At 65.5% G+C, this 26,452-nt stretch carries 22 protein-coding genes; 15 read left to right on the top strand and 7 right to left on the bottom strand.

Annotation, left to right across the window (positions count from 1 at the left end):
- Positions 1 to 164: 164 nt before the first annotated feature.
- The 3 genes from BST13_RS03255 to BST13_RS03265 are packed head-to-tail and all read left to right on the top strand — an operon-like array spanning position 165 to position 3,576.
- Positions 165 to 1,286, top strand: a complete 1,122-nt coding sequence (locus BST13_RS03255) for an acyl-CoA dehydrogenase family protein (protein WP_083160553.1) — start codon at positions 165 to 167, stop codon at positions 1,284 to 1,286.
- Entirely contained in the window at positions 1,283 to 2,374 is a 1,092-nt protein-coding gene (locus BST13_RS03260; protein WP_083160555.1) for an LLM class flavin-dependent oxidoreductase, read from the top strand. Before BST13_RS03255 ends, BST13_RS03260 begins: the two co-directional genes overlap by 4 nt.
- Positions 2,371 to 3,576 (top strand): MFS transporter, encoded by a 1,206-nt coding sequence (locus BST13_RS03265; RefSeq protein WP_083160557.1) that lies wholly within the window; start codon positions 2,371 to 2,373, stop codon positions 3,574 to 3,576. The genes BST13_RS03260 and BST13_RS03265 overlap by 4 nt, the downstream gene beginning before the upstream one ends.
- A 32-nt stretch (positions 3,577 to 3,608) precedes the next feature.
- Here BST13_RS03265 and BST13_RS03270 read toward each other — a convergent pair whose 3' ends face one another.
- Positions 3,609 to 7,040, bottom strand: coding sequence for a serine/threonine-protein kinase (locus tag BST13_RS03270; protein ID WP_083160559.1), 3,432 nt, complete (start codon positions 7,038 to 7,040; stop codon positions 3,609 to 3,611).
- 207 nt (positions 7,041 to 7,247) lie between these two features.
- Between BST13_RS03270 and BST13_RS03275 the strand changes: the two genes are divergently transcribed.
- The 4 genes from BST13_RS03275 to BST13_RS03290 all read left to right on the top strand — a co-directional run bounded on the left by BST13_RS03275 (position 7,248) and on the right by BST13_RS03290 (position 10,779).
- Positions 7,248 to 7,988, top strand: a complete 741-nt coding sequence (locus BST13_RS03275) for a VOC family protein (RefSeq protein WP_245839299.1) — start codon at positions 7,248 to 7,250, stop codon at positions 7,986 to 7,988.
- 145 nt (positions 7,989 to 8,133) lie between these two features.
- On the top strand, positions 8,134 to 9,366 hold the full coding sequence (locus BST13_RS03280) for a L,D-transpeptidase (RefSeq protein WP_083160563.1): 1,233 nt from the start codon (positions 8,134 to 8,136) through the stop codon (positions 9,364 to 9,366).
- Between the two features lie 70 nt (positions 9,367 to 9,436).
- The gene (locus tag BST13_RS03285; RefSeq protein ID WP_083160565.1) at positions 9,437 to 9,841 is read left to right on the top strand and encodes a BlaI/MecI/CopY family transcriptional regulator; all 405 of its coding nucleotides are present in this window, start codon (positions 9,437 to 9,439) and stop codon (positions 9,839 to 9,841) included.
- Entirely contained in the window at positions 9,838 to 10,779 is a 942-nt protein-coding gene (locus BST13_RS03290) for a M56 family metallopeptidase (protein ID WP_083160567.1), read from the top strand. Before BST13_RS03285 ends, BST13_RS03290 begins: the two co-directional genes overlap by 4 nt.
- 14 nt (positions 10,780 to 10,793) lie before the next feature.
- Here the strand turns inward: BST13_RS03290 and ripB are convergent, their stop codons facing one another.
- Positions 10,794 to 11,453, bottom strand: a complete 660-nt coding sequence (gene ripB / locus BST13_RS03295) for an NlpC/P60 family peptidoglycan endopeptidase RipB (RefSeq protein WP_245839303.1) — start codon at positions 11,451 to 11,453, stop codon at positions 10,794 to 10,796.
- A gap of 465 nt (positions 11,454 to 11,918) precedes the next feature.
- Here ripB and BST13_RS03300 point away from each other — a divergent pair, with 465 nt between their 5' ends.
- Together BST13_RS03300 and BST13_RS03305 are read left to right on the top strand one after the other, a co-directional pair.
- Positions 11,919 to 12,290 carry a hypothetical protein gene (locus tag BST13_RS03300; RefSeq protein ID WP_083160571.1) on the top strand — a complete coding sequence of 124 codons (372 nt, stop codon included), beginning with the start codon at positions 11,919 to 11,921 and terminating at the stop codon, positions 12,288 to 12,290.
- 273 nt (positions 12,291 to 12,563) lie between these two features.
- A complete protein-coding gene (locus BST13_RS03305) occupies positions 12,564 to 12,782 on the top strand; it encodes a dodecin (protein WP_083160573.1) in 219 nt (72 codons plus the stop codon).
- Positions 12,783 to 12,862: 80 nt separating this feature from the next.
- On the opposite strand, the gene BST13_RS03310 is transcribed toward BST13_RS03305, so the two are convergent.
- Positions 12,863 to 13,969, bottom strand: coding sequence for a sensor histidine kinase (locus BST13_RS03310; protein WP_083160575.1), 1,107 nt, complete (start codon positions 13,967 to 13,969; stop codon positions 12,863 to 12,865).
- On the bottom strand, positions 13,962 to 14,657 hold the full coding sequence (locus tag BST13_RS03315) for a response regulator transcription factor (protein ID WP_083160769.1): 696 nt from the start codon (positions 14,655 to 14,657) through the stop codon (positions 13,962 to 13,964). The genes BST13_RS03310 and BST13_RS03315 overlap by 8 nt, the downstream gene beginning before the upstream one ends.
- Before the next feature lie 88 nt (positions 14,658 to 14,745).
- On the opposite strand from BST13_RS03315, the gene BST13_RS03320 reads away from it, so the two are divergent.
- Complete coding sequence (locus BST13_RS03320; RefSeq protein ID WP_083160577.1) at positions 14,746 to 15,273, top strand: hypothetical protein; 528 nt, start codon at positions 14,746 to 14,748, stop codon at positions 15,271 to 15,273.
- Positions 15,274 to 15,361: 88 nt separating this feature from the next.
- Here BST13_RS03320 and BST13_RS03325 read toward each other — a convergent pair whose 3' ends face one another.
- Positions 15,362 to 17,500, bottom strand: coding sequence for a DNA gyrase subunit A (locus tag BST13_RS03325; protein WP_083160579.1), 2,139 nt, complete (start codon positions 17,498 to 17,500; stop codon positions 15,362 to 15,364).
- 9 nt (positions 17,501 to 17,509) lie between these two features.
- On the bottom strand, positions 17,510 to 19,543 hold the full coding sequence (locus tag BST13_RS03330; RefSeq protein WP_083160581.1) for a toprim domain-containing protein: 2,034 nt from the start codon (positions 19,541 to 19,543) through the stop codon (positions 17,510 to 17,512).
- Between the two features lie 271 nt (positions 19,544 to 19,814).
- Between BST13_RS03330 and BST13_RS03335 the strand changes: the two genes are divergently transcribed.
- Positions 19,815 to 20,438 (top strand): IMPACT family protein, encoded by a 624-nt coding sequence (locus BST13_RS03335; protein WP_083160583.1) that lies wholly within the window; start codon positions 19,815 to 19,817, stop codon positions 20,436 to 20,438.
- 4 nt (positions 20,439 to 20,442) lie between these two features.
- Here BST13_RS03335 and BST13_RS03340 read toward each other — a convergent pair whose 3' ends face one another.
- Positions 20,443 to 21,108 (bottom strand): TetR/AcrR family transcriptional regulator, encoded by a 666-nt coding sequence (locus BST13_RS03340; protein ID WP_083160585.1) that lies wholly within the window; start codon positions 21,106 to 21,108, stop codon positions 20,443 to 20,445.
- Positions 21,109 to 21,241: 133 nt separating this feature from the next.
- On the opposite strand from BST13_RS03340, the gene BST13_RS03345 reads away from it, so the two are divergent.
- From BST13_RS03345 to BST13_RS03360, 4 genes are all read left to right on the top strand, one after another.
- Positions 21,242 to 21,667 carry an MmpS family transport accessory protein gene (locus tag BST13_RS03345; protein ID WP_083160587.1) on the top strand — a complete coding sequence of 142 codons (426 nt, stop codon included), beginning with the start codon at positions 21,242 to 21,244 and terminating at the stop codon, positions 21,665 to 21,667.
- Entirely contained in the window at positions 21,664 to 24,567 is a 2,904-nt protein-coding gene (locus tag BST13_RS03350; RefSeq protein ID WP_083160589.1) for an MMPL/RND family transporter, read from the top strand. The genes BST13_RS03345 and BST13_RS03350 overlap by 4 nt, the downstream gene beginning before the upstream one ends.
- 68 nt (positions 24,568 to 24,635) lie before the next feature.
- Positions 24,636 to 25,046, top strand: coding sequence for a DUF5078 domain-containing protein (locus BST13_RS03355; RefSeq protein ID WP_245839319.1), 411 nt, complete (start codon positions 24,636 to 24,638; stop codon positions 25,044 to 25,046).
- Positions 25,047 to 25,198: 152 nt separating this feature from the next.
- Positions 25,199 to 26,446 (top strand): threonine/serine exporter family protein, encoded by a 1,248-nt coding sequence (locus tag BST13_RS03360; RefSeq protein ID WP_083160593.1) that lies wholly within the window; start codon positions 25,199 to 25,201, stop codon positions 26,444 to 26,446.
- Positions 26,447 to 26,452 lie beyond the last annotated feature (6 nt).

Raw genomic sequence — 26,452 nt, forward strand, 5'->3', positions numbered from 1 at the left:
CGACACACGGCCGGCAGCGTCGCAGCGCAGTGATGGTGGCCTCCAGTCAATAGCCGCCCGGCCGATCCCGTCAGCTATTTGTCTCACTGTGATCGCAAGACGTTCCGTTCACGGTGACTTCAAGGCGTGACCAATGATGTTGGTCCGCAGTAGTGTTCGCTCACATGGGAATGACGCGAGTGGCCGAGCCGGTATCGGCCGCCACGGCGTCGGATGTCGGCCTGCACCCTCTGGTCGGTGTGGTGCAACGCTACGCCGACGAAGTGTTGCGGCCGTCCGCGTTGCAGACCGACCGCCATGGCATCGCGCCGCAGCGAGTCGCTGAACTGGCGGAGCTGGGTTTGCTCAATCACCTTGCCCCGGAGGAATTCGGAGGTGCGGCAGTGGATGTCGCATCGGATCGGCGTATCCGAGAGATCCTTGCCGGGGCGTGCCTGAACACCTGGTTGCTGTGGGTCCAACACGCGCCGCTGGTGGAGCTACTGGCCAAGCAGCACGCGGACGGCACGACGTTGTCCGACCGGGCTCGCGACGTCGTCCACGGCAGGCTGCTCGTGGGGGCGGGACTCAGTGATGTCCGCCGATATCCCGACCACTACGTGGCAGCCCAGCGGCGCACAAATGAATGGGTGTTCTCCGGCACCATCTCTTGGGTGACCGGTTGGGGCCTGAACCAGGCTCTTGCGGTCGCAGGGGTTGAACCGTTGACCGAAACCGTGGTTACCGCACTGATTCCGGTATCGGGGGACACGGTGGCTGCTGAACTCGACCTGAGCGCCGTAGTCGGCAGCAGGACGCAACGCGTCACCCTCAACGACGTCCGCGTCCCGGACCGGGACGTGATCTCGACGGAATCCGTGGCGCACTGGCGCCGGCGGGATCTCGGCATGTCAAGCGATGCGCAATCGCACCATTCCGGGTTGGCGTACGCGGTGCTCGACGAGTTGGACACAGAACCCGATGCCCAGGCCCGGGCGGTCTCGGCCGGCTGGCGGCCTCGCATCGACGCGATCCGCCGGCAGTCTTATGCGCTGGCCGACGAGGTGCTCGCCCGCGATGACGGCAGACATCGGGTGGACGAACGGCTCGCGGCCAAGGTCGCCATCGGCGATGCACTGGCCACACTGACCCGCGCACTGGTGGTGGCACGGTCCGGGCGGGGTATGCGCTTGGACGACACAGCCCAGTTACACGCGAGGTCGGCGCTGTTCCTCCTCGTCCAGGGCCAGAGCGCGGCCGTGCGGGCCGCGCAACTCGAACATCTGACACCGCAAGAGAATCGATGAGTTCCGAATTCCTCTGGTACATCCCCAATGAGGTTCAACCTGGCCACCGCGGCGACGACGTCACGGCGGACCATAACAGCCTCGACACCTTGACCGACCAAGCTCTGGCGCTGGAGAAGTCGGGATGGACCGGGGCACTCATCGGCACCGGATGGGGTCGCCCGGACACGTTCAGTGTGGCGGCGGCGCTGGCAGCGCGGACCACCACGTTCGAGCCGCTCATCGCGGTGCGCCCGGGGTACTGGCGGCCTGCGAACTTCGCCTCGGCCGCAGCGACACTGGACCATCTGACCCGAGGGCGGGTGCGGGTGAACATCGTGTCGGGCAAGGACAATCTCGGTGCATACGGTGATGCCGAGAGCGAGCAGGCCGACCGTTACGAACGCACGCGCGAGTTCATGCAAGTGGTACGTGCGCTCTGGACGCAGGAGAATGTCACGTACCGCGGTGCCCATTTCTCCGTGCAAGGCTCAACCGTGGTGCCGCGCATCCAGGTTCGTGGAAAGCGTCGACATCCATTGCTGTACTTCGGCGGAGCCTCCGAAGCCGCCGAGCGGGTTGCCGCGGCCGAAGCGGATGTCCAGCTGTTCTGGGGCGAGCCCCTCGACGGCGTAGCCGAGCGCATCGACAGACTCCGGACGCTGAGCCAGGTGATCGGACGTGAACACCCACCACTCGAATTCGGATTGCGGGTAACGACATTCGTGCGCGACACGACCGACCAGGCCTGGGCCGAAGCGGAGGAGAAGGTCGCGCAGATGGCGGCGCGGTATGCCGGTGTCGAAGGCGAGGCGGCGCAGGCGAATCCGTCCTACAATCCGCACCGGCGCACCGCGGTCGGCCAGCAGCGATTGCTCGATCTCGCCGAGCGCGGCGAGGTTCTCGACGACAACCTGTACACAACACCAGGCAAATACGGGGCAGGCGGTGCGGCCACCACCTGGATCGTCGGGTCGGCCGAGGATGTCGCGAGCACGCTGCGCAAGTATCAGAAGTTGGGCATCACCCACTTCGTACTGTCCGACACACCGTACCTGCGCGAGATCGAGCGTCAGGGCAGTCGGTTGCTGCCCCTGCTGCGCGGATGACCGACCCGAGCGCGACAACTGAATGTAGACAACGGGACTGGCGACTACTGACCGCGGTGTTCGTGTTCACGACCACCGCCGGTTACATCGCGATGATCCAGGTGCTGCCGGTTGTCCTGGTCCCCATGGCGATCGATCTGGGCGTTTCGCGCACGGCGGCGGCCGCCACCTCCACCGTCTCGACCCTGACGGGCGCTGTCGCGGCCTTCCCCGTGGGGCGGCTGATGGACCGGCGCGGTGGCCGGATGTCGATGACCGCCGGCGTTGCGGTGGGAGCGGCCGCGGTCGTGCTGTGGTCGCAGGCACATTCGTTGTTGGTGCTGTACGTGGCGTTCGTGCTCATCGGTGTGTCGATCACACTGTCGACATACGAAGCGGCGTTCGCGGTGATCGTCGTGGTCGCGGAACCGGGGCACCGGGACCGTGCCATCCTGACCGTCACCATGATCGCGGGGCTGGCCACCTATCTGGTGTATCCGGTTCTGGGCTGGATGAACAGTCATCTCGGTTGGCGCACCACGGTGGCGATGCTCGGTGTGGCCAATGCCGTGACATGCGTTCCCGCCCACGCGATCGCCATCCCCGCCCTCGCCGCTCACCGCGACCGGCTCCGCGACCACAGTGGAGTGTCCATCCGGGTGGCGTTGCGGCAGAAGCAGTTCTGGCTTTTCCTCGTCGCATTCGTCGGTCAGGCCGGATCCGTGGCGGCGTTCTTGTTGCTGGTGGTGGCCTACCTGATGGACGTCGGCCATTCGCCGGTCGTCGCCACGTCGATGCCCATCGCAGTGGGGGTGCTGCAGATCTTGTCGCGGCTCGTCATCACGACGGTGGGGCGGCGTTGGCACCTGACGTCTGCGACCGCGGTCGCGTTCGCGGTACAAGGAGTCGGATTGGTCGCGCTGCCCTTCGTCGGGCTCTCAGTGCCCCTGACCTTTTTGTGCGTGGCCGCCGTCGGACTCGGACAGGGCATCGGTGTGATCGCCCGGCCGCTTCTGGTGGCCACCAGTTTCGGGGTGACTCACTTCGCGACCGTGCTGGCGGCCATCACCGTGCCCATGGCACTGGCCAGGGCAGGCACCCCGATCCTGGCTGCGTGGCTGGGCGACTGGCGCTTCCTGATCGGCAGCGGAGCGATCGCACTGGCAGGGGCGCTGGCCTTGATACCGCTCACCGCTGCGCGTGATCGGGCCGGCGGCAGGTAGCGCCGACGCCTGACACTGCCGTTGGTGCGAGATCAGGCCTCCGGACCCAGACTCTCGTCGAGGAACGACAGTGGAACCGGCGCCCAGTCGGATTGCCACCGGTTCGCCCTTGCCTCACGGCGCAACGTCTCGAGCAGCGTGCGCGCCGGTGCTCCCTCGTCGAGGAGGAACCGCACCATCCGGTGCTCAGCACACACGGCCGCCGTCGCTGCCAGCAGCCGCAGCGCCTCGGTGTCGTGACCGGCCACCGCCAGGCAGGTCACCAGTAGTCGCTGGGCCTGCAACAGCGCTCTGGGCCGTCCGCGTCCCGTCAGCTGGTCGACCCACTCCCGCGCCCAGGTGACGGCGATTTCGAGCTGCTCAGGTCGAGATTCGCTGAGTAGCAGCCGGATTGCGGTGGCCTCCTGCAGCTGCAGGGTCACCTCGTCGATGCCGTCGGCGGGTTTGCGGCGTGCGGCGTGATCGATCGGAGGCGCAGTGACGGGCAGGTGTAGGCGGGCACGTTCATGCTCGACGGCAGCGCTCAAGCGCCGCAGCGCCAGCGAGTCCGCAACCTGTGCGCCCTCCTTGAGATACTGTGCCGCGGCGGGGAGATCACCGCGCAGCGCCTTGATCCGGGCGCCGGTCGCGTAACGCGCGATCATGAAGTCAACCGTGCCGTTCTCGGCCCCGAGTTCGTGGCTCATGTCGAGAAGTCGTTCGGCCTCGTCGATCTCGCCGCGCTCATACAACAGATCACCCAGCAGTGCCGAGGCGATGCGGGCCGGGTAGGAGTGCTGGTCTCCCGCGGTAGTGGCCACTCGCAGACCCTCGCGGAAGAGATCTTCGGCGGCAGCCATGTCGAGTTGCTCGGAAGCTGCCAGCCCGGCAAAGCGATAGCCATACACCACCGAAAGCGGCCCGCGGGTACGTGCATGATAGGTCAGCGCCCACTGGTGGCGCCGACGCGCTGCGTCGAAATCGAAGCGGAACAGATTGGCGAACACTGCGTCGTCGGCCGCGCAGGAGACCACCCAGGCAGGCAATGTGTCCGGACGCGACAGGCACTCGGAGACAAGCTGTTCCACACCGTCGAGTCGGTCGCTGATGACGCGGATGTCGGCCTGGATGATGTCGGCCTCTGCCTGTAGATCGGCGAGTTCGCGGTCGTCACCCTGTTGCGCTGTGAACAGGGCTCGTGCGCCGTCCACGGCGGCCTGGGCAGCCGCTGGACGGACCGCCGCGTTGTTGGCCCAGGCGATGGTGAGCTGCAGCCGTGCGCTCTGGCTCACCTGCTGCGGCGGCAGTTTCGCCACCAGCCCGAGCAGCGTGAACATGCGCCCTTGCTCAAGGAGCTCCATGCCGTCGCGTTCGACGAGCTCGACCGCGCGTCCCGGATCGCCTGCGGCCAAGGCATGATCGACGGCCTCACTGAGCATCGCGTGGTCGGCGGACCATACCGACGCGGTGCGGTGAAGGTGTTGGATGCGGCCCGGTTGATCGCGGTCAAGGCGTTGCCGCAGATACTGGGTGAACAGATGGTGGTACTGGAACCACTGCCCCTCTTCGTCGAGGCGGCGCAGGAACAGATCGCGTTGTTCAACCTCTTCCAGCATGGCTTGTCCGCCCGGGGAGCCCATGAGCGCCGACGCGAGCGAACCGCAGATCCGTTCGGTCACCGACGTCGCCAGCAAGAAGTCGAGTATCTGCGGGTCGAGGCCGTTGAGGACGTTCTCGGCCAGAAATTCTCCGACCGCGCGATGGCGTCCGGACATCTGACCGATGAGGGCGTCGGGGTCTGCCGATTCGCGCAGCGACAGCGAGGCCAGCTGCAAACCGGCAACCCAACCCTCGGTCGCGTCGGCCAGCCCGGCGATCGCCGAATCCGCCAACGCCAGTCCGCCACGCTCAACCAGAAATTCCCGGGCCTCGTCGATGTCGAAACGCAATGCGGTGGCATCGATTTCGATGAGCTCGTCGCGCACGCGCAGACGACCCAGCGGCAGACCGGCCTTCGTACGACTGGTCACGATCACCTGCAGGTGTTCGCAGCCGCTGTCGAGCAGGAATTCCATCGCTGCGACGGCTGCTGGATCGGAGATGAGGTGCCAGTCGTCGACGACCACCGCGACCGGCTCACCGCTCTGGTGGATTTCGTTGATCAGCGAGGTCAGCACATATCGCTCGGCCTGATCGCCGTGCTCCTCGAGCACTCTGCCCAGTTCACCGGCCAGGGAAGGCCTGACCTGACGGATGGCCTCGATGAGATGGGTGAGGAACCACACCACGTTGTTGTCGTCGGTGTCGACCGACAACCACGCCACCGCGGCTCCTTGGTTGGCGAGCAGTGTGCTCCATTGCCCGGCCAGCGTGGTTTTGCCGTACCCGGCCGGGCCGTGGATGAGTGTCAGACGCCGATCTGCCCCGCTTCGCAGCGTTTCGATCAATCGGTCCCGGTCGACCAGCGGCCGCGACGGGCTGGGCGGACGGAACCGGGTCAGAGGCACCGGTGGTGTGATCGAAATGGCGCGCCGCGCAGTCGGAGCCGGTGCGGCACGCGTCCCGGAACGCGGCGCGACAGCCTCGGTGGGGAGTGCCAGCTCATCCACGGAGACCCCGCGCAGATGCTGGGCGTGGCGTAGCTGCTCGCCGAACGCCGCTGCGGTGGCGGGCCGGTCTGGGGGATCGGCGGCCATCGCCCATGCGATGGCCGCCGAGACTTCGGCGGGGATGTCCTCGCCGCGCAGGATCGGAGTCGGTTCGCTGGTGATTCTCAGGAACTGGGCGATCACCTGTTCGCCGCTGCGCCGTTCGAACGCCGCATGGCCGGTGACGGCGCAGAACAACGTGGCGCCCAGACTGTAGACATCGGACGCCGCCGATGGTGACCGGCCTCCCAAGACCTCCGGGGCGGTGAAGGCCGGCGATCCGGTGACCACGCCGGTGCCGGTCTCATACCCGCCCGCCATCCGCGCAATCCCGAAATCGGTCAGCTGCGGCTGGCCGTAATCGGTGAGCAGGATGTTCGCCGGCTTCACATCGCGGTGCAGGATCCCCGCCTGGTGTGCGGTTTCGAGAGCTCCGGCCAGCTTGATTCCCAGCGACAGGGCATCGGGCCAACCGAGTGGACCGTGCTCGCGGATCCGGCCGTCCAGCGATCCCCGCGAGTGGTACTGCATGACGATGAACGGCCGACCGGAAGCTGTTGTCCCGACATGCAATACGTTGGTGATGTGTGGATGTCCCGACAACCGGCCCATGGCCCGTTGCTCGCGCAGGAACCGTTCCACGTTCTCGGTCCCCAGATCAGCGAGGAGGACCTTCACCGCGACCGTCCGGTCCAGGGCCGGCTGTAGACAGCGGCAGACCACACCGAATCCACCCCGTCCGATCTCCACCGCTTGTTCGAAACCCGCAGCCTGCAGCTCCTCAGGAATCCGCACCAACGGGTCGGGCTGAGTTGTGAGCGGATCGGATTCGGCCACCGCGGTCGCGCCTCCTTTCCGCCGTCCAACGCGCGGCACCGTCCATCGGCCTGTTGACCCTCAGCCTTCCCCGACCTGTGATCCGAGAATCCAGACCGGCCGCCGAACGTTGACCACGCACGCGTGCGCCTGGTCGACCACTAATTATCGCCCAGTCGGCACAGCCCCACACGATCTCCGGCCAACTTCGGCGCGCAGATCTCCACTGTGACTAGCATCGACCGTGATGTCCGTGGCGGCGACTCCATCGCCAGCTGCCCGTCGGGTTATCAAGAAAGGGCACTTGGGCTCGTGCACCTCGATCACATCGTCATCGCAACAACTGATCTCGACGAGTCGGCGCGCCGGTTGGCGGATACGTCGGGTCTGGCCGCAGTCAGAGGGGGTGTGCACGACGGTCTGGGTACGCATAACTACATCGTTCCGTTGGGTCGTGGATATCTTGAGTTGGTCGCTGTGCACGACTCAGATCTCGCTGGGGACAATCCGTTCGGGCGGTTGGTGCTTTCGGCGTTGGACGGGTCTGATGAGGCGTTCGTGGGTTGGGCGGTGGCGGTGACCGCCGATGAGCTGGCTGCCCGGGCGGAGCAGGTTGGGTTGCCGATCGGGCGGCTGACTCGTGAGGGCGTAGGGGTGCGTCACGTGGGGATGACGCGGGCGCTGGAGTCATCGGGGCTGCCGTTTTTGTTGGCCAGGGATGCCGGCAATGCGGATCCTGGGTCGTTGGCCGCTGGGCACAGCGTCAGGCCGCGTGGGGTGCGGGCCCTGTCGATCGGCGAGGGGCAGTCTGAGGTGGAGGCCTGGTTGATGACCCGCGTCGGCGTCGACAACCGCGAACTGCCGGTGGTGTGCCTGTCGTCTGGGCGGGGCATCACCCAGGTCGACATCGAAACCGATGAGGGCACAGTGGCATTGCTTCGCAACCGACCCACCACAGGACTGCGCTGACGACCCTCGGGCTGTAGCCGAGAGGTTGCCGCGTCAGCGCAGCCGGCCGATCTCTACATCTACTATGTAGCCTAGTAGATGTAGTGGATGGTGCATTGTCTCCGCAGTTCTGAGGTGGGAGGCCGACGTGACGATTGACCGCCGGATGTGCGTTCGGGTGCTGGCCGCGGTGTTGCTGCTCACCGCAGCGCTCGGCGTGGCCCTGGCGGTGAGCATTTCGCGCTGTGCGGACTGCGACCCCACGGCTGGTCAGCAGCTGAGTGCCACTCCGCCGCCTCCTGCGGAGCTGACGATCATCCCGGGTTCAACGGCTGTCGAGGTGGACCCGTTGGCGCCGGTGGAGGTTTCGGCCAGGTTCGCCTCGTTGTCAGAAGTGGTGATGGTCAACGAGCAGGGCACCCGCATCGTCGGCATCACCACACCTGATGCCACGGTGTGGAAGCCCGGTGTCCCGCTCGGCTATGGACGTACATACACCATCACTGCCACTGCCGTCGCCCCCGACGGGTCACGGCTGCAGCGTAATTCGACGTTCTCGACCCTCCAGCCGGACAACCAGACACGGGTTCGGCTGACCACGACGTCCGGCGCGGAGTTGCGCGACGGCGGGACCTACGGAATCGGCACCGTAGTCGTGGCGCGGTTCGATGAGCCCATCACCGACAAGGCAGCCGCCGAGCGACGGCTGCTGGTGACCACCGCGCCGGCGGTGACCGGATCCTGGTACTGGCTCGACGATCAGCGCGCGCACTGGCGACCCGCGCAATACCACGCCCCTGGCACCACGATCCTGGTGCAGGCCAACATCTACGGGGCCGCCCTCGGCGACGGCCTGTACGGGCAGGAAGACGCGCAGGTGCGCTTCGTCATCGGTGACGCCCACGTGGCGATCGCCGACGATGCCACCAAACAGGTCAGTGTGTTCGACAACGGTCAATTGGTACGCACGATGCCGACCTCGATGGGTATGGGCGGTACCGAGACGATCAACGGGCAGACCATCTCGTTCTGGACCCAGCGCGGCGTCTACACGGTGATGGACAAGGCCAATCCGGTGGTGATGGACTCCTCGACCTACGGCCTGCCGATCAATTCCCGACTCGGGTACCGCGAAGTCATCTCGTGGGCGACGCGGATCAGCACCGACGGGATTTACCTGCATCAACTGGAAAGCACCGTGTGGGCGCAAGGCAACACCAACGTGTCGCACGGCTGCCTGAACCTCAACCCGGACAACGCCCGCTGGTTCTATGAATTCTCGCAGTCCGGCGACGTCGTGGAGGTACGCAACACCGGCGGTGAGCCCCTGCAGGTCTGGCAGAACGGCGATTGGAGTGTGCCGTGGGAGCAGTGGAAGAAGGGCAGTGCGCTGAGTTGACGCCGTCTACGATGTAACTCAGTACATGCCGCAGCGGTGGGGCGGTCGGTGGCGTCGGAGGGTGTAAGCCGTGCGGACACGAGGTTTCGGGGAACTGGAAGCCGTGGTCATGGACCGCATTTGGAACCACAATCCCGAAACAGTCACGGTCCGTGACATTTTCGACGAACTGGCCGCCGAACGTCAGATCGCGTACACCACGGTGATGTCCACGATGGACAACCTGCACGGCAAGGGCTGGCTGCAGCGCGAACGCGACGGCCGCGCCTATCGGTACTGGCCGGTCATGACGCGCGAAGAGCATTCCGCGCAACTCATGCGGGAAGCTCTCGACGGTGGCGGCCGCTCGGATCTCGTCCTCAATTATTTCATCGAACAGATCGACCCGGCCGAATCCGACCGGCTGCGCGAGGCGTTACGCCGTCTGGCGCGCCGTACGAGCCGGGCAAAATCCGCTGAAACGAAGAAGCGGTGAACGCGGCGGCGGGCCTGATCGCCTATAGCGCAGCGGTGCTGGCGTTCGGGCCATCAGTGTTGGGCCGCTTGTCGCGCTCCGGTCACGCCCCCCAAATCGGTGTCGTGGCTTGGGTGGGTGCGGTCGCCAGTGTGCTGGTGGCGTGGCTGGCTGCGACGACCCTGCTCGCGGTCAGTGTGGCCGCCCATTGGGGTCGGCACGATTCGCTGGTGCGGTGCTGCGTGGAAGCGTTGTGCCGCTTGGCCGCCGGCGACGCCGGGCGATCCGCGCAGCTGGGGGTGTTGGCGGGTTTGGGCGTGGTGCTGGCTGGCGTCGTCTACCTGGTGATACGCGGCACCCGCATCATCGTGCGGCTGCGCGGCCATGCCCGCGCGCATGCCCGCGCCGTCCGCCTCGTCGGGCGCCCGACTGATGTGCCCGACGTGTACGTCGTCGATGCCCCGGAACGTACCGCGTACTGCGTGGCCGGCCGGCCGTCGACCATCGTGGTCACCAGCGCGGCGGTGGCCGTGCTGGATCGCCACCAACTCGCCGCGGTGATCGCGCACGAACGCGCCCACGTGGCCGGGCACCATCCCGCCGTGCTGACGATTCTGCGGGGCGTGGCAACCGTGTTTGCGTCTCTGAGGCTGATGAACCAGGCGGCCACCGAGGTGTCTCGGCTGCTGGAGATGTGCGCCGACGACGCTGCCGCCCGCCGCCACGGCCGCCACGCGTTGGTCGGCGGTTTGATGGCCTTGGTCGCGGCCGTACCCGCCGGTGCGCTCGGCGCAGCGGATGTCGCCGTGTTGAGCCGGGCGCAGCGACTGCTGTCGCCCTCGGCGCCCGGCGGCCGCGTGACTACGCACGTTGGGCTCGCCGCTGCTGCGACGGCATTTCTGGTCACGCCGGCAAGCCTGGTCGTTCTCGACATCGCGGGACTGTTGCCGTGCATTTAGCGGGGGCCGAGGCGTCAGGTTTCGATGATGCGCGTGACGTACGGCGTCATCCCGGAGGTGCGCACCGGCGAAACCTTGACCGGTACCCCGGTCTGCTGTGCCTCAAGCATCTGACCGCTCCCGAGGTAGAGCGCTTCGTGCTGGCCGCCGCCGGGCCCCCAGAACAACAGGTCCCCACGCTTGGCCTGCGATGGAGGAAGCTGGCGGCCCGCACCGTACTGGTCGCCCGAATACCTTGGCAGCAGCACTCCCACGCCGGCGAACGCATACCGGACCAGCCCCGAGCAGTCGAACCCGACGGTGTCGGCACCGGAGTCAACTCCGCGGCTGGGCCCTGTCAGACTGCCGCCTCCCCATGAGTACGGGACTCCGATCTGAGACCCGGCCCGCCGGATGACGTACTCGATCGCCTGTCTGCCGTAGACGCGGTTACCGCGCAGCGCGCCGGGCGCCGTCACGGTGTTGGTCGGCATCAGCCCTAGACTGCCGAGGAACGAGCGGCCCAGATCCATCGTGGTTTGTGCGGCCCGGGCGCTGGCCTGCAGGGACGCGTTGGCTATGGCCACGGGGTCGCCGGGGGCGCCGGCGCTGAGCAGATTGGGCAATGTCGGGTCCCACGCTCCCGCATTCGGTTCGGCGTGACCGAGCGGCGCGGCGCAGGCGGCCACCGACATGACTGCCAGACATCCTGCGCGCAACAGTGTCCGGCGATCCCAGCAACGTGTGCTCGTCGTGGTGCGGTGCTCGGATGCACGCGGTGGGGAAGGCATGATCGCGTTCTCCCTTCCCTGTCATGGCCTAGTCCGAGGCGCAAGAATCCGTCGTCGCACCGCGTGCCACCGTTACGAACTCCGTACCTATGTAGTAGATACGTAATTTCTGTACCGTACAGCACTCTGTTCACATTGGTAACACCCGTCCCGCGAATTTCAAGCACGTAATTCTCTGTGCCCAAAGAACTTCCGCTTGTTCATCCGGTGGAGGAATCCTCCTTCGTCGAGATGACCAAGGACCCTTCCGTCGCGACGAGAATGGTGAGACCGTAGTACCGGACCTCCTGACATGACGATCATCGGGCGGCCCGATCAGTGCAGACGCATCAAACGGCTCGCCACCTACCGATGTGCACGGGAGCAGCGATGAACGAATCCCAGACCGACCTCGACCAATACTCCGGCGCCCTGTCCACCTGCGTCACTGCCGAGCACGGCGAATATCACGTCAGCATCGCCACCGGGCACCACGATGTGGCATTCGCCGACATCAGGCCCAGCTCTTCGTCCATCGATCTCAGCATCGACATCGCTGCCGGGAACCCGTCGCCACGGGTGCGCAGACAGCTGATCGATGCGGTATTCCACCTCGACGTCATGCACAATCCCGTGACATTGCGGGCCACCCTGCCACTGGGGGACGTCGACCTCCTCGACGATGTCGCTCTGCATTGCGTCGACATCCATACCCGCGCAGCCGGTGGTAGCTGCCTTGTCGACGGGCATTTGACGGCATAACCAAGCGCACGCAGCTACTGCCCCGCGGTCGATCTCTGTCGACGGCTGCGTCCGAGGTAGGCGCCATTCCCCCGTCGTTGCCGACTCAAAAATAAGCTCCACCAACGAAATCAGACGCCCGCGTGGAGCGCTCGCCCCGGTGCTCGTTTGGAATGGTTGCGCCACATGGTGTTCGGCACAAACGGTGAGCCGATTTAGGCGTTTCGTCCGCCTCGGCGGGCCACGCAGCCAGTACTGTGGGACGTTCACGCTGACGTGCGAAAGGAGACCGCTGTGAGCGATCACGTTTACCGTGTCATCGAGGTCGTGGGCAGTTCGCCGGACGGCATCGATGCGGCGATCCGAAACGCCATCTCACGCGCTTCGCAGACTGTGCGCGACCTGGACTGGTTCGAGGTGCAGCAGGTCCGCGGCCACCTCGAGGACGGCGAGGTCAAACACTTTCAGGTCACCCTCAAGGTGGGCTTCCGGTTGGAGTCCGCGGCCGACTGATTTCCGCCCGACCGTTCAGGTCGGAGGGAGGACACGGTCCGTGTCATCAGCACTGGTCGTCGTCGTGAAGAACATCGATCTCAGCGAGTCCCGTTCGGCAATTGCACTGTTATGCGTAGCCCACCCGCGGGTCGGGGTGCAAGGGTGAGGGTTCCTTCGTGCGCTTGGACGACGCTGTTGACGATCGCCAAGCCGAGGCCGACGCCTGCGTGATGCGTACGGACGCGTTCGGACCCGCGCTGAAACGGCTCGACCAGGGTGGAAACCAGTTGTGGCGTGAGCTTTTCGCCGGTGTTCTCGACCGTGAGCACCACGCCGTCGGGGTCGGCGCTGGTGCTGACCCATGCGGCACCGTGGTCGGGCAGGTTGTGAACGATCGCGTTGTGCACCAGGTTCGTCATCAGCTGTCGCAGCAGCGCGGCTGAGCCGGTGGTCGGCGCCACGTCGCCGGACGTCTCGAGGACGACGTCATGTTTCTCCGCCAGCGGCAGGAGGGTTTCCGCGGCTTCTTCGGCGATGAGGGACAGGTCGACGTGTTCATGGGCGAAGGACCGTTGATCGGCGCGGCTGAGCAGCAGCAGTGCTTCGGTGAGGTCGATGGCGCGGGTGTTGACGGCGTGGAGGCGTTCGAGCAGTTCACCGGTGTCGCGGTTGCTGTCCTTGCGGGCCACGTCGAGCAGCGTCTGGGTGATGGCCAGCGGGGTACGCAGTTCGTGTGAGGCGTTGGCGGCGAATCTCTGTTGTTCGGCGACGTGTGCTTCGAGCCGTTCGAGCATGATGTCGAAGGCGTCGGCGAGTTCACGTAGCTCATCTCGCCGCCCCGGTAATCGGATTCGGTGCGACAGTGAGCCTTTCGAGGCCATGCGGGTGGCCGCCGTGATCCGCGTCAGGGGCGCGAGCATTCGGCCGGCCAGCAGCCACCCGCCCACGAGACCGAATACGAGCAGGAACGCCATGACGACGGCGGCTCTCGGAGCGAAAACATGTAGGAGCCTGGACCGAATGGGAAACACATCATTGGGAAAGGCGATGTCAGTGCTGCCCGGGATGATCATCATCCGGTCCGGCACGTAGCGCAGCAGGAACACCCACACGGCAGCCAACAGCAGGGCGCCGGCGAGCATGAGAAATCCGGCATAGCTCAGGGTGAGTTTGAGGCGAAGGCTCAATCCTGGTGCTCTATCCACGGTTTCGTTCCTCACGTCCGGAATCGGCGGCGGTGTCGATGCGGTAGCCGACACCGGGCACGGTGGTGATGACCCAGGGTTCGCCGAGGCGTTTGCGCAACGCGGAAACCGTGATGCGCACGGCATTGGTGAACGGATCGGCATTCTCGTCCCACGCCCGCTCCAGGAGCTCTTCGGCGCTCACGACACCGCCTTCGGCGGCGAGGAGAACTTCGAGCACCGCGAACTGTTTCCGGGTGAGTGCCACATATCGGCCGTCTCGGTACACCTCCCGGCGGAACGGATCCAGCCGCAGCCCCGCGACTTCTCGAACCGGCGGCCTGCTCTGGGCCCGTCTGCGGTCGAGTGCTCGCAGGCGCAGCACGAGTTCGCGCAATTCGAACGGCTTGGTCAGATAGTCGTCGGCTCCGAGTTCGAACCCCGAAGCCTTGTCGTCGAGCCGGTCTGCGGCGGTCAACATCAGGATCGGCATGCCGCTGCCCGATGCGACGATCCGTTCGGCGATCTCGTCGCCAGACGGCCCGGGGATGTCACGGTCGAGGACAGCGATGTCGTAGGTGTTGATGCTCAACAACTCCAGCGCAGTGGCCCCGTCACCGGCGATGTCGGCGGCGATCGCCTCAAGGCGCAAGCCGTCGCGGATGGCCGTCGCCATGTAGGGCTCATCTTCAACGACCAACACACGCATGCTCTCCACGCTACGAGCTGCCGCATATCGTCGGCATATCGAAAATCGCATACGCACCGGCAACACCGTCAGGCCTTGACTGGCCGCCATGACAAACAACAACTCAGCACGTACGCGCCCACCGTTCGTCGCCCTCGCCATGGCCGCCTTGATCGGCTCGGCTGGTGTGGCCATCGCCGCCCAGGCCGTCGCCGAACCCGACGGCCACGATCGGGCGGTGAAGTACTCCGAGTGCATGCGAGCCAACGGCGTTGCGGACTTCCCAAACCCGAACGCCGACGACCAATTCCCCTATGGGGGCATCTCAGTGTCAAAAGCCGCGTGGCAGAACGCAGTCGGCGCGTGCGCGAACTTGCAGCCGCCGGGCTGGTCGACCGACGCCGGTCGCACACCCGCACAGCAGGACGCGGCACTCAGATTCGCGCAATGTGTGCGTGAGCACGGCGTGCCCGACTTCCCCGATCCGGCCACCGCAACGGATCCCCTCATCGACACCTCGAAGATGCGCGGCGACGTGAGCGTGAGCAGCATTCCCGCACTGAAGCCGGCGGTAGCGGCATGCCACGACTTCTTCACCGCCGCGTTGCCACCGCTGGGAACCGGCCGGCCGGGCTGATTGATTAATCGGTTCATCCTGCGGCGGTGGCGTGCGCCACTCATACGTCACCGCCCAGGATGCAGAGTCAAAGCTAAAAAGGGTGCGATCATCCCGCAGGCGACACGTCGGAGCCCGATCCCTTCACCGAAGCCTTCGCGCGCTTCTCTGCGCGTACCGCTTTGCCGTTGCGCACATACCCGGTCGGCGAGATGGACGCGGCGAGCACCGCGTCCTCGCCACCCACGAATGGGTGGAACCCGACCCCGGCGCCACCGCGGCCCTTGACCGGGATGTCGGCGACTTCGGTGACCTTCCAACCCTTTTCAGAGATCGACAGGATGGCTTCGCCGTTTTCGCACGAAATTGGCAAGGCCGCGATGACCTCGTCGCCTTCGCCCGCAAGTTTGACCCCGGCCACGCCGTTTCCGGCTGCGCCTTGCGGGTTCACGGCAGCGGGATCGATGCGCAGGATCTTGCCCCGTCGTGTCACCAGCGCCAGGTGGTAGCCCGGTGTCAGCACGCCGGACCGCAACAGCCCGGTGATGTCCGGTGCCACAGGGATATCGCGGATCTTGAACGGCAGACCGTTGCCGTTGGTGAACTTGACGCGTCCGTCGGTCCATACCGCCCAACCCAGACCCGAGGTGAGAAGGTCGCCATGACTGTCGGAGAACACGCCTCGATCATCGAGGCGCCAAGCGGTATTGACTTTGCGTTCGCGGGGGCCGTCCTCGTCGGCGCTCGATGCCGTCGGGGTGGCGTCGAAATCCAGGACGGTGCGGCGGTCGAATTCGGGTCCCTTGAACAGCTTTGCGGTCTCCACGAGCTCGTTGTCGATGACCACTCGCCGTGCGTCGGGATTCGACACCAGCTCGGTCAATTCGGCGAACTCGGCGTCCAGCTTCTCGGCTTCGGCCTGGAGCTCGATGACGTCGAGCCGGGTCAAGCGCCGCAGTTGCAGTGCCAGCACATAATCGGCCTGGTCGGAATCGATCTCGAACCGCTCTTGCAGTCCCGTGCGGGCCTCGTCGACCGTGTCGGAGGCCCGAATGATCGCGACGGCAGCATCGATATCCAGGTGGATCTTCAGCAGGCCGGCTACCAGATGCCGGCGCGCGACGACCTTCTCGAGCCGATACTCGCTGCGGCGCACCACCACTGAATCACGCAGATGCAGGAACGCGCTGATCAGCTCACGCACCGACCACCACCGCGGCACCCGGTCCTCGTCCAGGGCGACCAGGCTGGCGGCGAATGTCGACTCCAGGGGTGTCAACGCGAGCAGCTGATCTCGGATGGTTTCTGCGCTGTGCCCGCGCTTGGCGGTGACCACGATCCGCAGCCCGTTGCGGCGGTCGGTCAGATCGGACATGTCGGCCACGCCCGAGAGTTCGCCGGACTCGACCAGGGCCCGGATCCGGTCTTGCACAGTGTTACTCGCGACACCGGGCGGTAGTTCGGTGATGACGACGTTCTTGCCGTCGACCGCCAAGGTGCCGCGCACCGTGAATGCGCCGCGACCGGTGGTGATGTACTCGCGCAGTCCGGTGGTGCCGACCACGGTGGCGCCGCAGCCCCAGTCCGGGCCGGGAATGAGCTTCACCAACCTGTCGTCGGTCATGTTCGGGGTTTTCAGCAGCGCCCGGCAGGCGGCCATGACCTCACGCGGGTTGTGCGCGGGCACCTTGGTGGCCCAGCCTTCCGCGATACCCACCGCGCCGTTGCACAGCAGCACCGGCCACCGGGCTGGCAGCACCGTCGGCTCGATCCACTCGCCGTCGAATGTGGACACCATGGGCACCGCGTGATCGTCGAGCTCGGCGGTCAGCGCCGCGCCGGGCGCCGACAACCGCATCTCTGTGTAGCGGTCGGCAGCGGGAATGTCACCCTGGATGCGCGGGAAAGCGCCTTGCCCGTCAATGACTTTCACGCGCTGGAACTCGGCGGCCATCAGCGCGGCGGCCCCGTACATCGATGCGCCGCCGTGGGGGTGCAGGTTGCCGGTGACGGCCGAGCACACCTTCGAGGACTTCTGCGGCTTGTTGCCGGGCAGCAGCTTCGAGTCGTGCATCTGATAGAGCAGACGCCGCTGACCGGGCTTGAGTCCGTCGAACGCCGAAGGGATGGCGCGATCGCTGACGCTGTAGAGCGCGAACGTCAGCTGGTAGTGGTTCCAGTAGTCGTCGGCGCTCTGGTCGAGCACCAGGTCCGGATTCTGTTCCGGAACGTCCAGGGTGGCGGTCACTTCGTACTCCTAGTCCAGGTCCAGCGCGGAGGTGTCGACGCGGGATGCGACATCGGCCATCCACGTACGCCGGCCCTCGGGCGGCCCGCCGAACAGGGTGTGGTGCAACTTCTTGTCACCGTCGTCGAGGTGTACCCGAATCACGGTGCGCCGCTGCGGATCCAGCACGGTGTTCCAGAAGTCGTCGGCATCCATCTCGCCGAGGCCTTTGTTGCGCTGCACCTCTACCTTGCGCTTTGAGGTGGCGCGCATCTGTGCCACTGCGGCGTCCCGCTCGGACTCGTCCTGGCAGTAGATGCGCTGTGTTCCATCCTTGACCACGAACAGCGGAGGCAGCGTCACGTAGACCATCCCGGCCTCGACGAGCGGGCGGTAGAAGTCCAGGAACATCGAGATCAGGCTCGAGTTGATGTTGCCGCCGTCGGGATCGGCGTCGGAGGCGAACAGGATCCGGTCGTACCGGCACTGCTCCGGGTCGCAGTTGTCGCGCAACCCGCAGCCCAAAATGCGTTCGATCGCGTCGAACTCATCTTTGACCCGCGCCTTGCTCACGGTGAACCCATAGACGTTGGGCGGCTTCCCTTTCAGCGGGAACGCCGCCTGGAACGTGGCGTCGCGCGCCGCTTTGATGGTGCCCAGCGCCGAATCGCCCTCGCAGAGGAACAACTCGGCACCCGACCCGCGGCCGGTTTCCCGGCTGGGCAGCAGCTTCGGCGGCAGCGACAGATTCGTCCCAAGCCCCTTGGCTTTCGACGCCGCCCGGGAGCGGGCCTTGGCGCCTTCGGCGCTGCGGCGCGCCCGGGCCGACTCCAAGGCGAGCTTGGTCCACAGCGTCACCGCATCGCTGTTGCCGGGGTTGGCCGCCCAGATGGTGACGCTGCGAGCCACGTCAGGGGCCATCGCCACGTTCAAGGACCGCGACGACACCGCGGTCTTGGCCTGGGAGTCCCATGCCACGTCGGGCGCGCGGGTGTCGACGGCCAGCGCGGTGACCGCGGCGAAGTCCTGCGGCTCCGGGCCGTCCTCGCCTTTGGCCAAGCCGAGATCACGGATGCGGGACGCGCGGTCGGCGAGGGCTTCGGACAACCCTTTCATCGCGGCCGTCAGATGCGATCCACCGCCCGGGGTGCGCACGGTGTTGCAGAACGCGGCCACCGTGGCCGGTTCGGCAGGCCCGGCGGTCAACGACCAGCGGAACGGCGTGGGGCCGCGGCCGGTCGTGTACTCACCCCGCCCTTCGACGGCTGCGCGCACGTCGGGCAGGGGAGTGCCGGCAGCGGTGCACATGAGGTCGAGCAGGGTGTCGGTGCCCCACGGGCCGTTGAACGGCTCCATCAACGCGGGCGGCACGTCTTCGCCCGGCCAGCCTTCGTCGACGACGTGCAGGTGCACGCCGGGCGACATTCGCGCCGCGGCGTGTGCCCGCAGCAGCACCTCCCCGACGTCCACGGTCGAATCCGGCACCACGGTCGCGTCGAACAGGATGCGCACCGTGGTGCCGTGGGCGTCCGGCTTGCGGTTGCCGGTGCCGCGCAGCTTCTGCGTGTCAGCGCGGGTGAACGGGGCGTCCGGGTCGAACTCTTTCCCCTCGAACGTCCCGGGGTAGCCACGGCCGAAACTCTGCACATAGGTCTTGCCGGCTCGGCGCACAGTCACATCGGTGCGGGCGGAGATGAACACCGCCGCCGCGGCGCCGATGCCGTTCAAACCGGCGCCAGTGCTGGCGGCGTCGGAGTGGGCGGAGAACTTGCCGCCGGCCCGTGCGGTGCCGAGGGTCTTGACGATGCCGTTCTTTCCGGTGACCGGGTCGGAGTCGACGGGCAGGCCGCGGCCGTCGTCGGCGACGCTGACCGAACCGTCGGCGTGCAGGGTGATGGTGACAGTGGATCCGCCGTGGCTGGGGTCGGCGACCTCTTCGATCGCGTTGTCGACCAGCTCACGCAGCGCGGTGTTGAGCACGTCCAGGCCCAGGTTCACCGCGGGCCGCAGGCGCGTGTGCTGGACATCGTCGAGCTCGGTGATGTCTGCGGCGTTGTAACTCACTGCTGATCCTTCCCACCGCGGCCGGTGTCAGGGCGATCGGGGTCTCGTCAAAGGTGTGCCGCAGGAATCGTAGGCGGCAGGACCGACAGCTCGGGGTATGCCGCTCGGGGGATGCGGCAGGTAGCTATCCTGCTTGCGGCTCGTCGGGTTCCTACCTGGTCTTTTCTGAACGTTGTTGTCCATGGAGCAGAGCAGCGATAGCCGGCAAGGAGAATGACCATCTCACGTTGACGGGCTGGACGGCGCCGATCGCACTCCTACAATTCGGCCCATGTCGTTCTCTCTCGATCCTGAGGCCAGGCCGTACTTCGAGGAGACGATCAAGAAGTCAAGGTTCATCGCCCGGCTCCGCCATTGCAGCAGCGAGGAAGAGGCCTCCGAATTCCTCGCGCTCGCCCGCGAACTAGAACGTGGAGCGGGCCACCACTGTTTCGCCTACGTCCTCGGCGACGAAATCGAGAGTCGCATCGAGCGATACAGCGACGATGGCGAGCCGGGCGGAACCGCAGGCGCACCGATCCTGGCCGTCCTCAAGGCGCGGGAGCTGGTGAACGTCGTCGCGGTGGTGTCGAGATACTACGGCGGTATCAAGCTCGGAACCGGTGGGCTCACGCGCGCATACTCCGGCACCGTCACGTCGGCACTCGAATCGACGCCGCTGCAGGCACGTGTCCGGATGCAGGTGTTCACCCTCGCGGTCGATCACGCCGAGGCGGGATGGGTCGAGGCGGAACTGCGCCGGCGCGGATTCGAGGTCGACGGCGTCCACTACGGGCAGAAGGCGGTCATCAGGGTCCGTTGTGCCGAGGCGGCGACTCTTGATTCCGCGGTAGCCGAAATAACCTCGGGCCGTGGGGAACTCGTTCACATGGGGCACGTATGGGGCGTCGCGTGACGTCTCATCGGGGAGGGTTTCCCGCGGGATGCCAGCCGCGCATCGCTGCGTCCAACTGCTCGTCTTTCAGCGCATCCACGCGCAGGCCTGGTTGGTCCTCGCGCTGTCGCATACCGTCGAGGAGCAGTCCGACGTAGCGCCGCCACAGGTCGGGTTCGACGTGGCCGGCCCACTCGCTGACGGTCCCTGCCAAGAGACCCAGGATCGGCATGTCCGAGTTTTCTACGTCGGGCCGTAGATAGCCGTCGGCGCGGGCCCGCTCGACAAGTTTCGTGACCGACGGGGACAGCCGCAGCCGTGCGCACTCGACGCCATGGCCGCCGTAGGCCCTGCTGTAGACCATCTCGCGGAGTCCACGGTCGGTCGCGGTCAGCTCGCATTGCTGCTCGACGAACCACACGAATCCGTCCCACGAATTCTCTTTCTGCAACGCGGTTTCCGCCAGCGCGACCACTTGGTCGATACCGTCCTCGAAGACCGCGTCGAGGAGCTCCTGCTTCGTGGTGAACCGGCGGTACACGGTGCCCACCCCGACGTTGGCGTGCCGTGCCACGTCGTTGAGCGTCGCTTCGAGACCTTTTTCGGCGAACAGTTCCCGCGCGGCGTCGAGAACACGCTGCCGGTTGCGCTCTGCATCCTTGCGCAGCACGCGGCGAGTTCCGTCGGTCATATCTCCCAGCTTAAGTGATCGGGGTCATAAGTGGATTGAAGTTATCCACTTAATAGGTTAGCTTGCTTAACTGAACTGAGCAGGCGTCGCGCACTAGGTCGTCGCGAATCCACCGAACGCTGAGAGGCCCACCATGACCAAGGCGCTGCGACGAATGTGGCTCCCCGTTTTGATCATCGTCGCTGTTGTGGCCGGCGGCCTGGTCGTGATGAACGTGCGGAAGGTTTTCGGTTCGAATCCCGTTGTGGTGACGGACAAATCCTCGGACAACGCCGAGGACTTCAATCCCAAGATCGTCAAGTACGAGATCTTCGGCTCGGGGGCAACGGCAGTGATCAACTACATGGATCTGGAAGGCAAGCCCCAGCGCGTCCCGAGCACACCGTTGCCGTGGACGTTGACGCTGCAGACCACCCTGCCCTCGGTGATGCCCAACATCATGGCCCAAGGCGACGGCGACACCATCAGCTGCCGCGTCAGCGTCGATGACGAGGTCAAACAGGAGAGGACCGCTACCGGCATGAACGCCGAAACCTTCTGCTTTGTGAAGGCCGCATGAGCGCGCCGACGGACGACGCTCCGACCGACGCCATTCCGGCAGCACGCCATGCCGCGCCCGCGCGGCCGCGCCTTCCGCGGTTCATCCGAACGTTCGCGGTGCCGATCATCCTGGCGTGGATCGCGATCGTGGCCGTTCTCAACACCGTCGTCCCGCAGCTCGAGGAAGTGGGCAAGCTGCGCGCGGTGTCGATGAGCCCCAACGACGCGCCCTCGATGATCGCCACCAAACGGGTCGGCAAGGTGTTCCAGGAGTACGACACCAGCAGCTCGGTGATGATCGTGCTCGAAGGCGATCAGCCCTTGGGTGCCGATGCCCACGACTTCTACGACAAGATGGTTCGGGATCTGCGCGCCGACACCACCCACGTGCAGCACGTCCAGGACTTCTGGGGCGATTCGCTGACCGCCAAAGGCGCGCAGAGTGCCGACGGCAAAGCCGCCTATGTCCAGGTCTACATCGCAGGCGATCAAGGTGAAACGCTGGCCAACGAGTCGGTCGAGGCGGTGCGCCACATCGCCACCGAAAGTCCCGCTCCGCCAGGCGTGAAGGCCTACGTCACCGGGCCCGCCGCGACGAGCACCGATCAGAATGCCGTCGGCGACAAGAGCATGGAAATGATCGAGATGGTGACCTTCGCGGTCATCGCGGTCATGCTGTTGGGGGTTTATCGGTCCGTCGTCACGATGCTCATCGTGATGGTGATGGTGGTTCTCGAACTGTCTGCCGCCCGAGGGTTGGTGGCATTCCTGGGATTCCACAACGTCTTCGGGCTGACGACCTTCGCCACGAACCTGGTGGTCACCTTGGCCATCGCTGCGGCCACCGACTACGCGATCTTCCTGATAGGTCGATATCAGGAAGCGCGGAGAGCCGGTGAAGATCGAGAATCGGCCTACTACACCATGTTCCATGGAACGGCGCATGTTGTGCTGGCCTCGGGCCTGACGATTGCCGGTGCGACGCTGTGCCTGCACTTCACCCGGTTGCCGTACTTCCAGACGATGGGTATCCCGTTGTCGATCGGCATGGTGATCGTCGTCGCGGCGGCGCTGACCATGGGGCCCGCCGTCATCTCGGTGTTGAGTCGCTTCGGCCGCATCCTGGAGCCGAAACGTGTGACCCAGTCCCGCGGGTGGCACCGGATCGGCACCGCCACCGTGCGGTGGCCCGGCGCAATCCTGGTGTGCGCCATCGTCGCATCGCTGATCGGCCTGATCACGCTGCCCGGGTACCACACCACCTACAACGACCGCATCTACCTGCCCGACGACGTTCCGGCGAACGTCGGCTACGCGGCCGCCTTCCGGCATTTCTCCGAGGCCAAGATGAACCCGGACCTGATGATGATCGAAACCGATCGCGATCTGCGGAACCCGGCGGACTTCCTGGTCATCGACAAGATCGCCAAGGCGCTGAAGGCAGTTCATGGCATCGCCCAGGTGCAGACCATCACCCGGCCCGACGGGGATCCGATCAAGCATTCGACGATCCCGTACACGCTGGGCCAGAACGGCACCAGCCAGATCATGAACAACGACTACATGCAGACCAATCTCGACAACATGCTCAAACAGGCCGACGACCTCCAGATGAGCATCGACGCGATGACCGAGATGATGAACATTCAGACGGACCTCGCCGCGGTGTCGCAGCGCATGGCCGACAAGATGAAGACCACCTCTGGCGACATCTCGTCGGTTCGGGATCACCTGGCAGACTTCGACGATCAGTTCAGGCCGCTCCGTAATTACCTCTACTGGGAACCGCACTGCTTCGACATTCCGATGTGCTGGTCCCTGCGGTCGGTCTTCGACAGCCTCGACGGCATCGGCACGATGTCCGACGACTTCCAGGACCTGGTCCCCGACATGCAGCGCATGGCCGACCTGATGCCGCGGATGGTCGCCGTGATGCCGGCACAGATCCAGTCGATGAAGAACCAGAAGCGGACGCTGCTGAACCAATACCAGGTGCAGAAGGCTCAGCAGAACCAGACGATGGCGATGCAGGAGAACTCCACCGCGATGGGTGAGGCGTTCGATGCGGCCAAGAACGACGACTCGTTCTACCTGCCGCCGGAAGCGTTCCAGACTGCCGACTTCCAGCGCGGGATCAAGCTCTTCATGTCGCCCGACGGACATGCGGTGCGGTTCACCATCATTCACCAGGGTGACCCGTTGACGCAGGAGGGAACCTCACGTATCGAACCGCTCAAGGTCGCGGCGGCCGACGCGATCAAGGGGACACCGTTCGAGGGAGCCAAGATCTATCTGGGCGGCAGCGCAGCCATGTACAACGACATGCAACTGGGCGCCAATTTCGATCTGCTCATCGTCGCGGCGTCCGCGCTGATCCTGATCTTCATCATCATGATGGTGCTCACCCGTGCCGTGGTGGCCTCGGCGGTGATCGTCGGCACGGTGGTGCTCAGTCTGGCCTCGGCATTTGGCTTGTCGGTGCTGCTGTGGCAACACGTCGTGGGTATCCCGCTGCACTGGATGGTGCTGCCGATGTCGGTCATCGTCCTGCTGGCCGTCGGCGCGGATTACAACCTGCTGCTGGTGTCCCGCGTGAAAGAAGAGATCCACGCGGGTTTGAAGACCGGCATCATCCGCGCCATGGTCGGCACCGGTGCCGTGGTCACCGCCGCGGGTCTGGTCTTCGCCTTCACCATGGCGTCGATGGCGGTCAGCAATCTGATCATCATCGGCCAGGTCGGCACCACCATCGGCCTCGGCTTGCTGTTCGACACCCTCGTGGTCCGGAGTTTGATGACACCGTCGATCGCCACGCTGCTGGGCCGCTGGTTCTGGTGGCCACAGCGGGTCCGTCAGCGCCCGGTGCCGCAACCCTGGCCGAAGGCGATCCAACGCAACCCCGAGGAGGCGTTGGCCTGATGAGGCCGGAAGCGAGAGGTAAAGGATTGTCTACCAACCTGATTCGGTGTGCTGTCGCCGCCGTCGCGATGGCCGCGACAGTGGCAGCCGTTCCGGCGCTCGCCTCGGCCGATGCCACCGACGATTACCCGATCCCGAACCGCATTCTCAAAACGCCGTGCACTGCTGAGCAGATCATGGCCGCCGCGCGTGATGTCGAACCGGTGTACTACGAGCGCTACATGATCGACTACAACAACAAGCCCGCGGCCGATCAGCAAGGTGCGCAGGACCGGATCCACTGGTTCTTCTCGCTGGACTACGCCGGACGGCGTCAGTACTCCGAGGACACGGCCACCAACGCGTTCTACGAGAACATGTCCTGGCGGTGGCCGAACTGGGCCAAGTTGTTCTTCAACAACAAAGGGGTGGCCGCCCGTACCACCGACGTCTGCATGAACTACCCGGCAGGCGACATGTCGGTGTGGAACTGGACCTGATTGCGTACCCGGTCAACAATTACCGACGGCGAAAATTGTTGACCGGGTTGTCGATCCTGCGGAATCGCTGAAATCGCCCTGAGCCGACTCGAGTACAGTTCTGCACGCCAAACTCGGCACGTCCGCACGGCAAACGACTTACAGTTCCGATCGTGTCCGAGACGGTTGAGCACGTCGACGACGAGCAGCGCGCAGTCGTCGACTATCTGGCGCGGCTCGGTGCCGCGATGCTCGCCGCCGATTATTCGGTCGACTATGTGCGGATGGTGCTCACCCGCGCCAGCGACCGCTTTCGTCTCGAACCTCGTTTTCTGATCTTGCCGAACTACCTCCAGGTCGGCGAATCCTGTGACAGCCGTATCGAGCACGTCGGTGAGAGCATCCGCTACGACCAGGCGTTCCAACTCGGCGCACTGGTGCGCAGGACGTATCGGAACTTCATCAGTCCCTCGGACGGCACCGCTGAGCTCGACCGGATTCTGGCTTTGCCCCGCCCGCTTCCGTGGTGGGTCAACATGATCGGGTACGCAGTGCAGAGCGCGGCGTACGGACTGATCCTGCAGCCGACTCCGGTCGGATTGGTGGCGGCCACCGGTTTCGGCCTGGTTGTCGGGGTTCTCGATATCATCGCGCGCTTCAATGCCGCATTCCTCCGGCTCCTGCCGTTCATCAGCGCCTTCATCGTCACGTTCGCGGCGTTCAGCATCGGACGGCTACTGCACATGGGGCAGGACAGCCTGCGCGTGCTCATACCGCCGCTGACGTTGTTCCTGCCGGGTGTCGGCATCACGTTGGCAATACTCGAGGCGTCTACAGGTGAAGTCGTTTCCGCGGCGGCTCGCCTCACGCAAGGGTTCACCCGGCTGGCGCAACTCGCGCTCGGAATCGTGCTCGGTATCCAAGCCCTCGGCATCACGCAGTGGGAGTTGACCGACGCACCGCGAAACCTGCTCGGCCCCTGGGCGCCGTGGCTAGGGGTTGCGGTGTACGGCGTGGGAATCATGCTCTACCACGGGCCGCCCCGCCGATTCATGCCGTGGTTGCTGCTCATCCTCTACGTCAGCTATGCCGCTCAATTCGGCACCGCTGAACTGTTCGGTGCGTACACCAGCGGATTCGGTGGTGGCTTGGCGCTCATGATCTGCACCTTGGCGCTGGGTGAGCTGCGCAGCACGCCGTCCTCACGGGTTCTGCTCGTACCCGGGTTCTGGCTCATGGTGCCCAGCTCGATCGGCCTGGTCGGCATCACCGAGATCGTCGGCGGCGACGGTGACAGCACCAACGCGATCATCCTGATGCTGGTCTCGATGTTGTCGATCTCGCTGGGATTCCAGGCCGGACGCGCGATCTGGGCACTCGTACCGCCCCGCATCCGCTTCCGCGACGACGCAGAATATTGACGGGTG

It is taken from the genome of Mycobacterium aquaticum, assembly GCF_002086485.1.
Lineage (GTDB): Bacteria > Actinomycetota > Actinomycetes > Mycobacteriales > Mycobacteriaceae > Mycobacterium > Mycobacterium aquaticum.

Coding starts and splice junctions, on each gene's coding strand:
- BST13_RS03350 (WP_083160589.1), top strand. CDS start 21,664: ATGAGCGCGCCGACGGACGACGCTCCGACCGACGCCATTCCGGCAGCA.
- BST13_RS03255 (WP_083160553.1), top strand. CDS start 165: ATGGGAATGACGCGAGTGGCCGAGCCGGTATCGGCCGCCACGGCGTCG.
- BST13_RS03355 (WP_245839319.1), top strand. CDS start 24,636: ATGGCCGCGACAGTGGCAGCCGTTCCGGCGCTCGCCTCGGCCGATGCC.
- ripB (WP_245839303.1), bottom strand. CDS start 11,453: ATGTCGGTGGCCGCCTGCGCCGCGCCGCTCGGTCACGCCGAACCGAAT.
- BST13_RS03260 (WP_083160555.1), top strand. CDS start 1,283: ATGAGTTCCGAATTCCTCTGGTACATCCCCAATGAGGTTCAACCTGGC.
- BST13_RS03265 (WP_083160557.1), top strand. CDS start 2,371: ATGACCGACCCGAGCGCGACAACTGAATGTAGACAACGGGACTGGCGA.
- BST13_RS03340 (WP_083160585.1), bottom strand. CDS start 21,108: ATGACCGACGGAACTCGCCGCGTGCTGCGCAAGGATGCAGAGCGCAAC.
- BST13_RS03335 (WP_083160583.1), top strand. CDS start 19,815: ATGTCGTTCTCTCTCGATCCTGAGGCCAGGCCGTACTTCGAGGAGACG.
- BST13_RS03345 (WP_083160587.1), top strand. CDS start 21,242: ATGACCAAGGCGCTGCGACGAATGTGGCTCCCCGTTTTGATCATCGTC.
- BST13_RS03280 (WP_083160563.1), top strand. CDS start 8,134: ATGTGCGTTCGGGTGCTGGCCGCGGTGTTGCTGCTCACCGCAGCGCTC.
- BST13_RS03315 (WP_083160769.1), bottom strand. CDS start 14,657: ATGCGTGTGTTGGTCGTTGAAGATGAGCCCTACATGGCGACGGCCATC.
- BST13_RS03320 (WP_083160577.1), top strand. CDS start 14,746: ATGACAAACAACAACTCAGCACGTACGCGCCCACCGTTCGTCGCCCTC.
- BST13_RS03300 (WP_083160571.1), top strand. CDS start 11,919: ATGAACGAATCCCAGACCGACCTCGACCAATACTCCGGCGCCCTGTCC.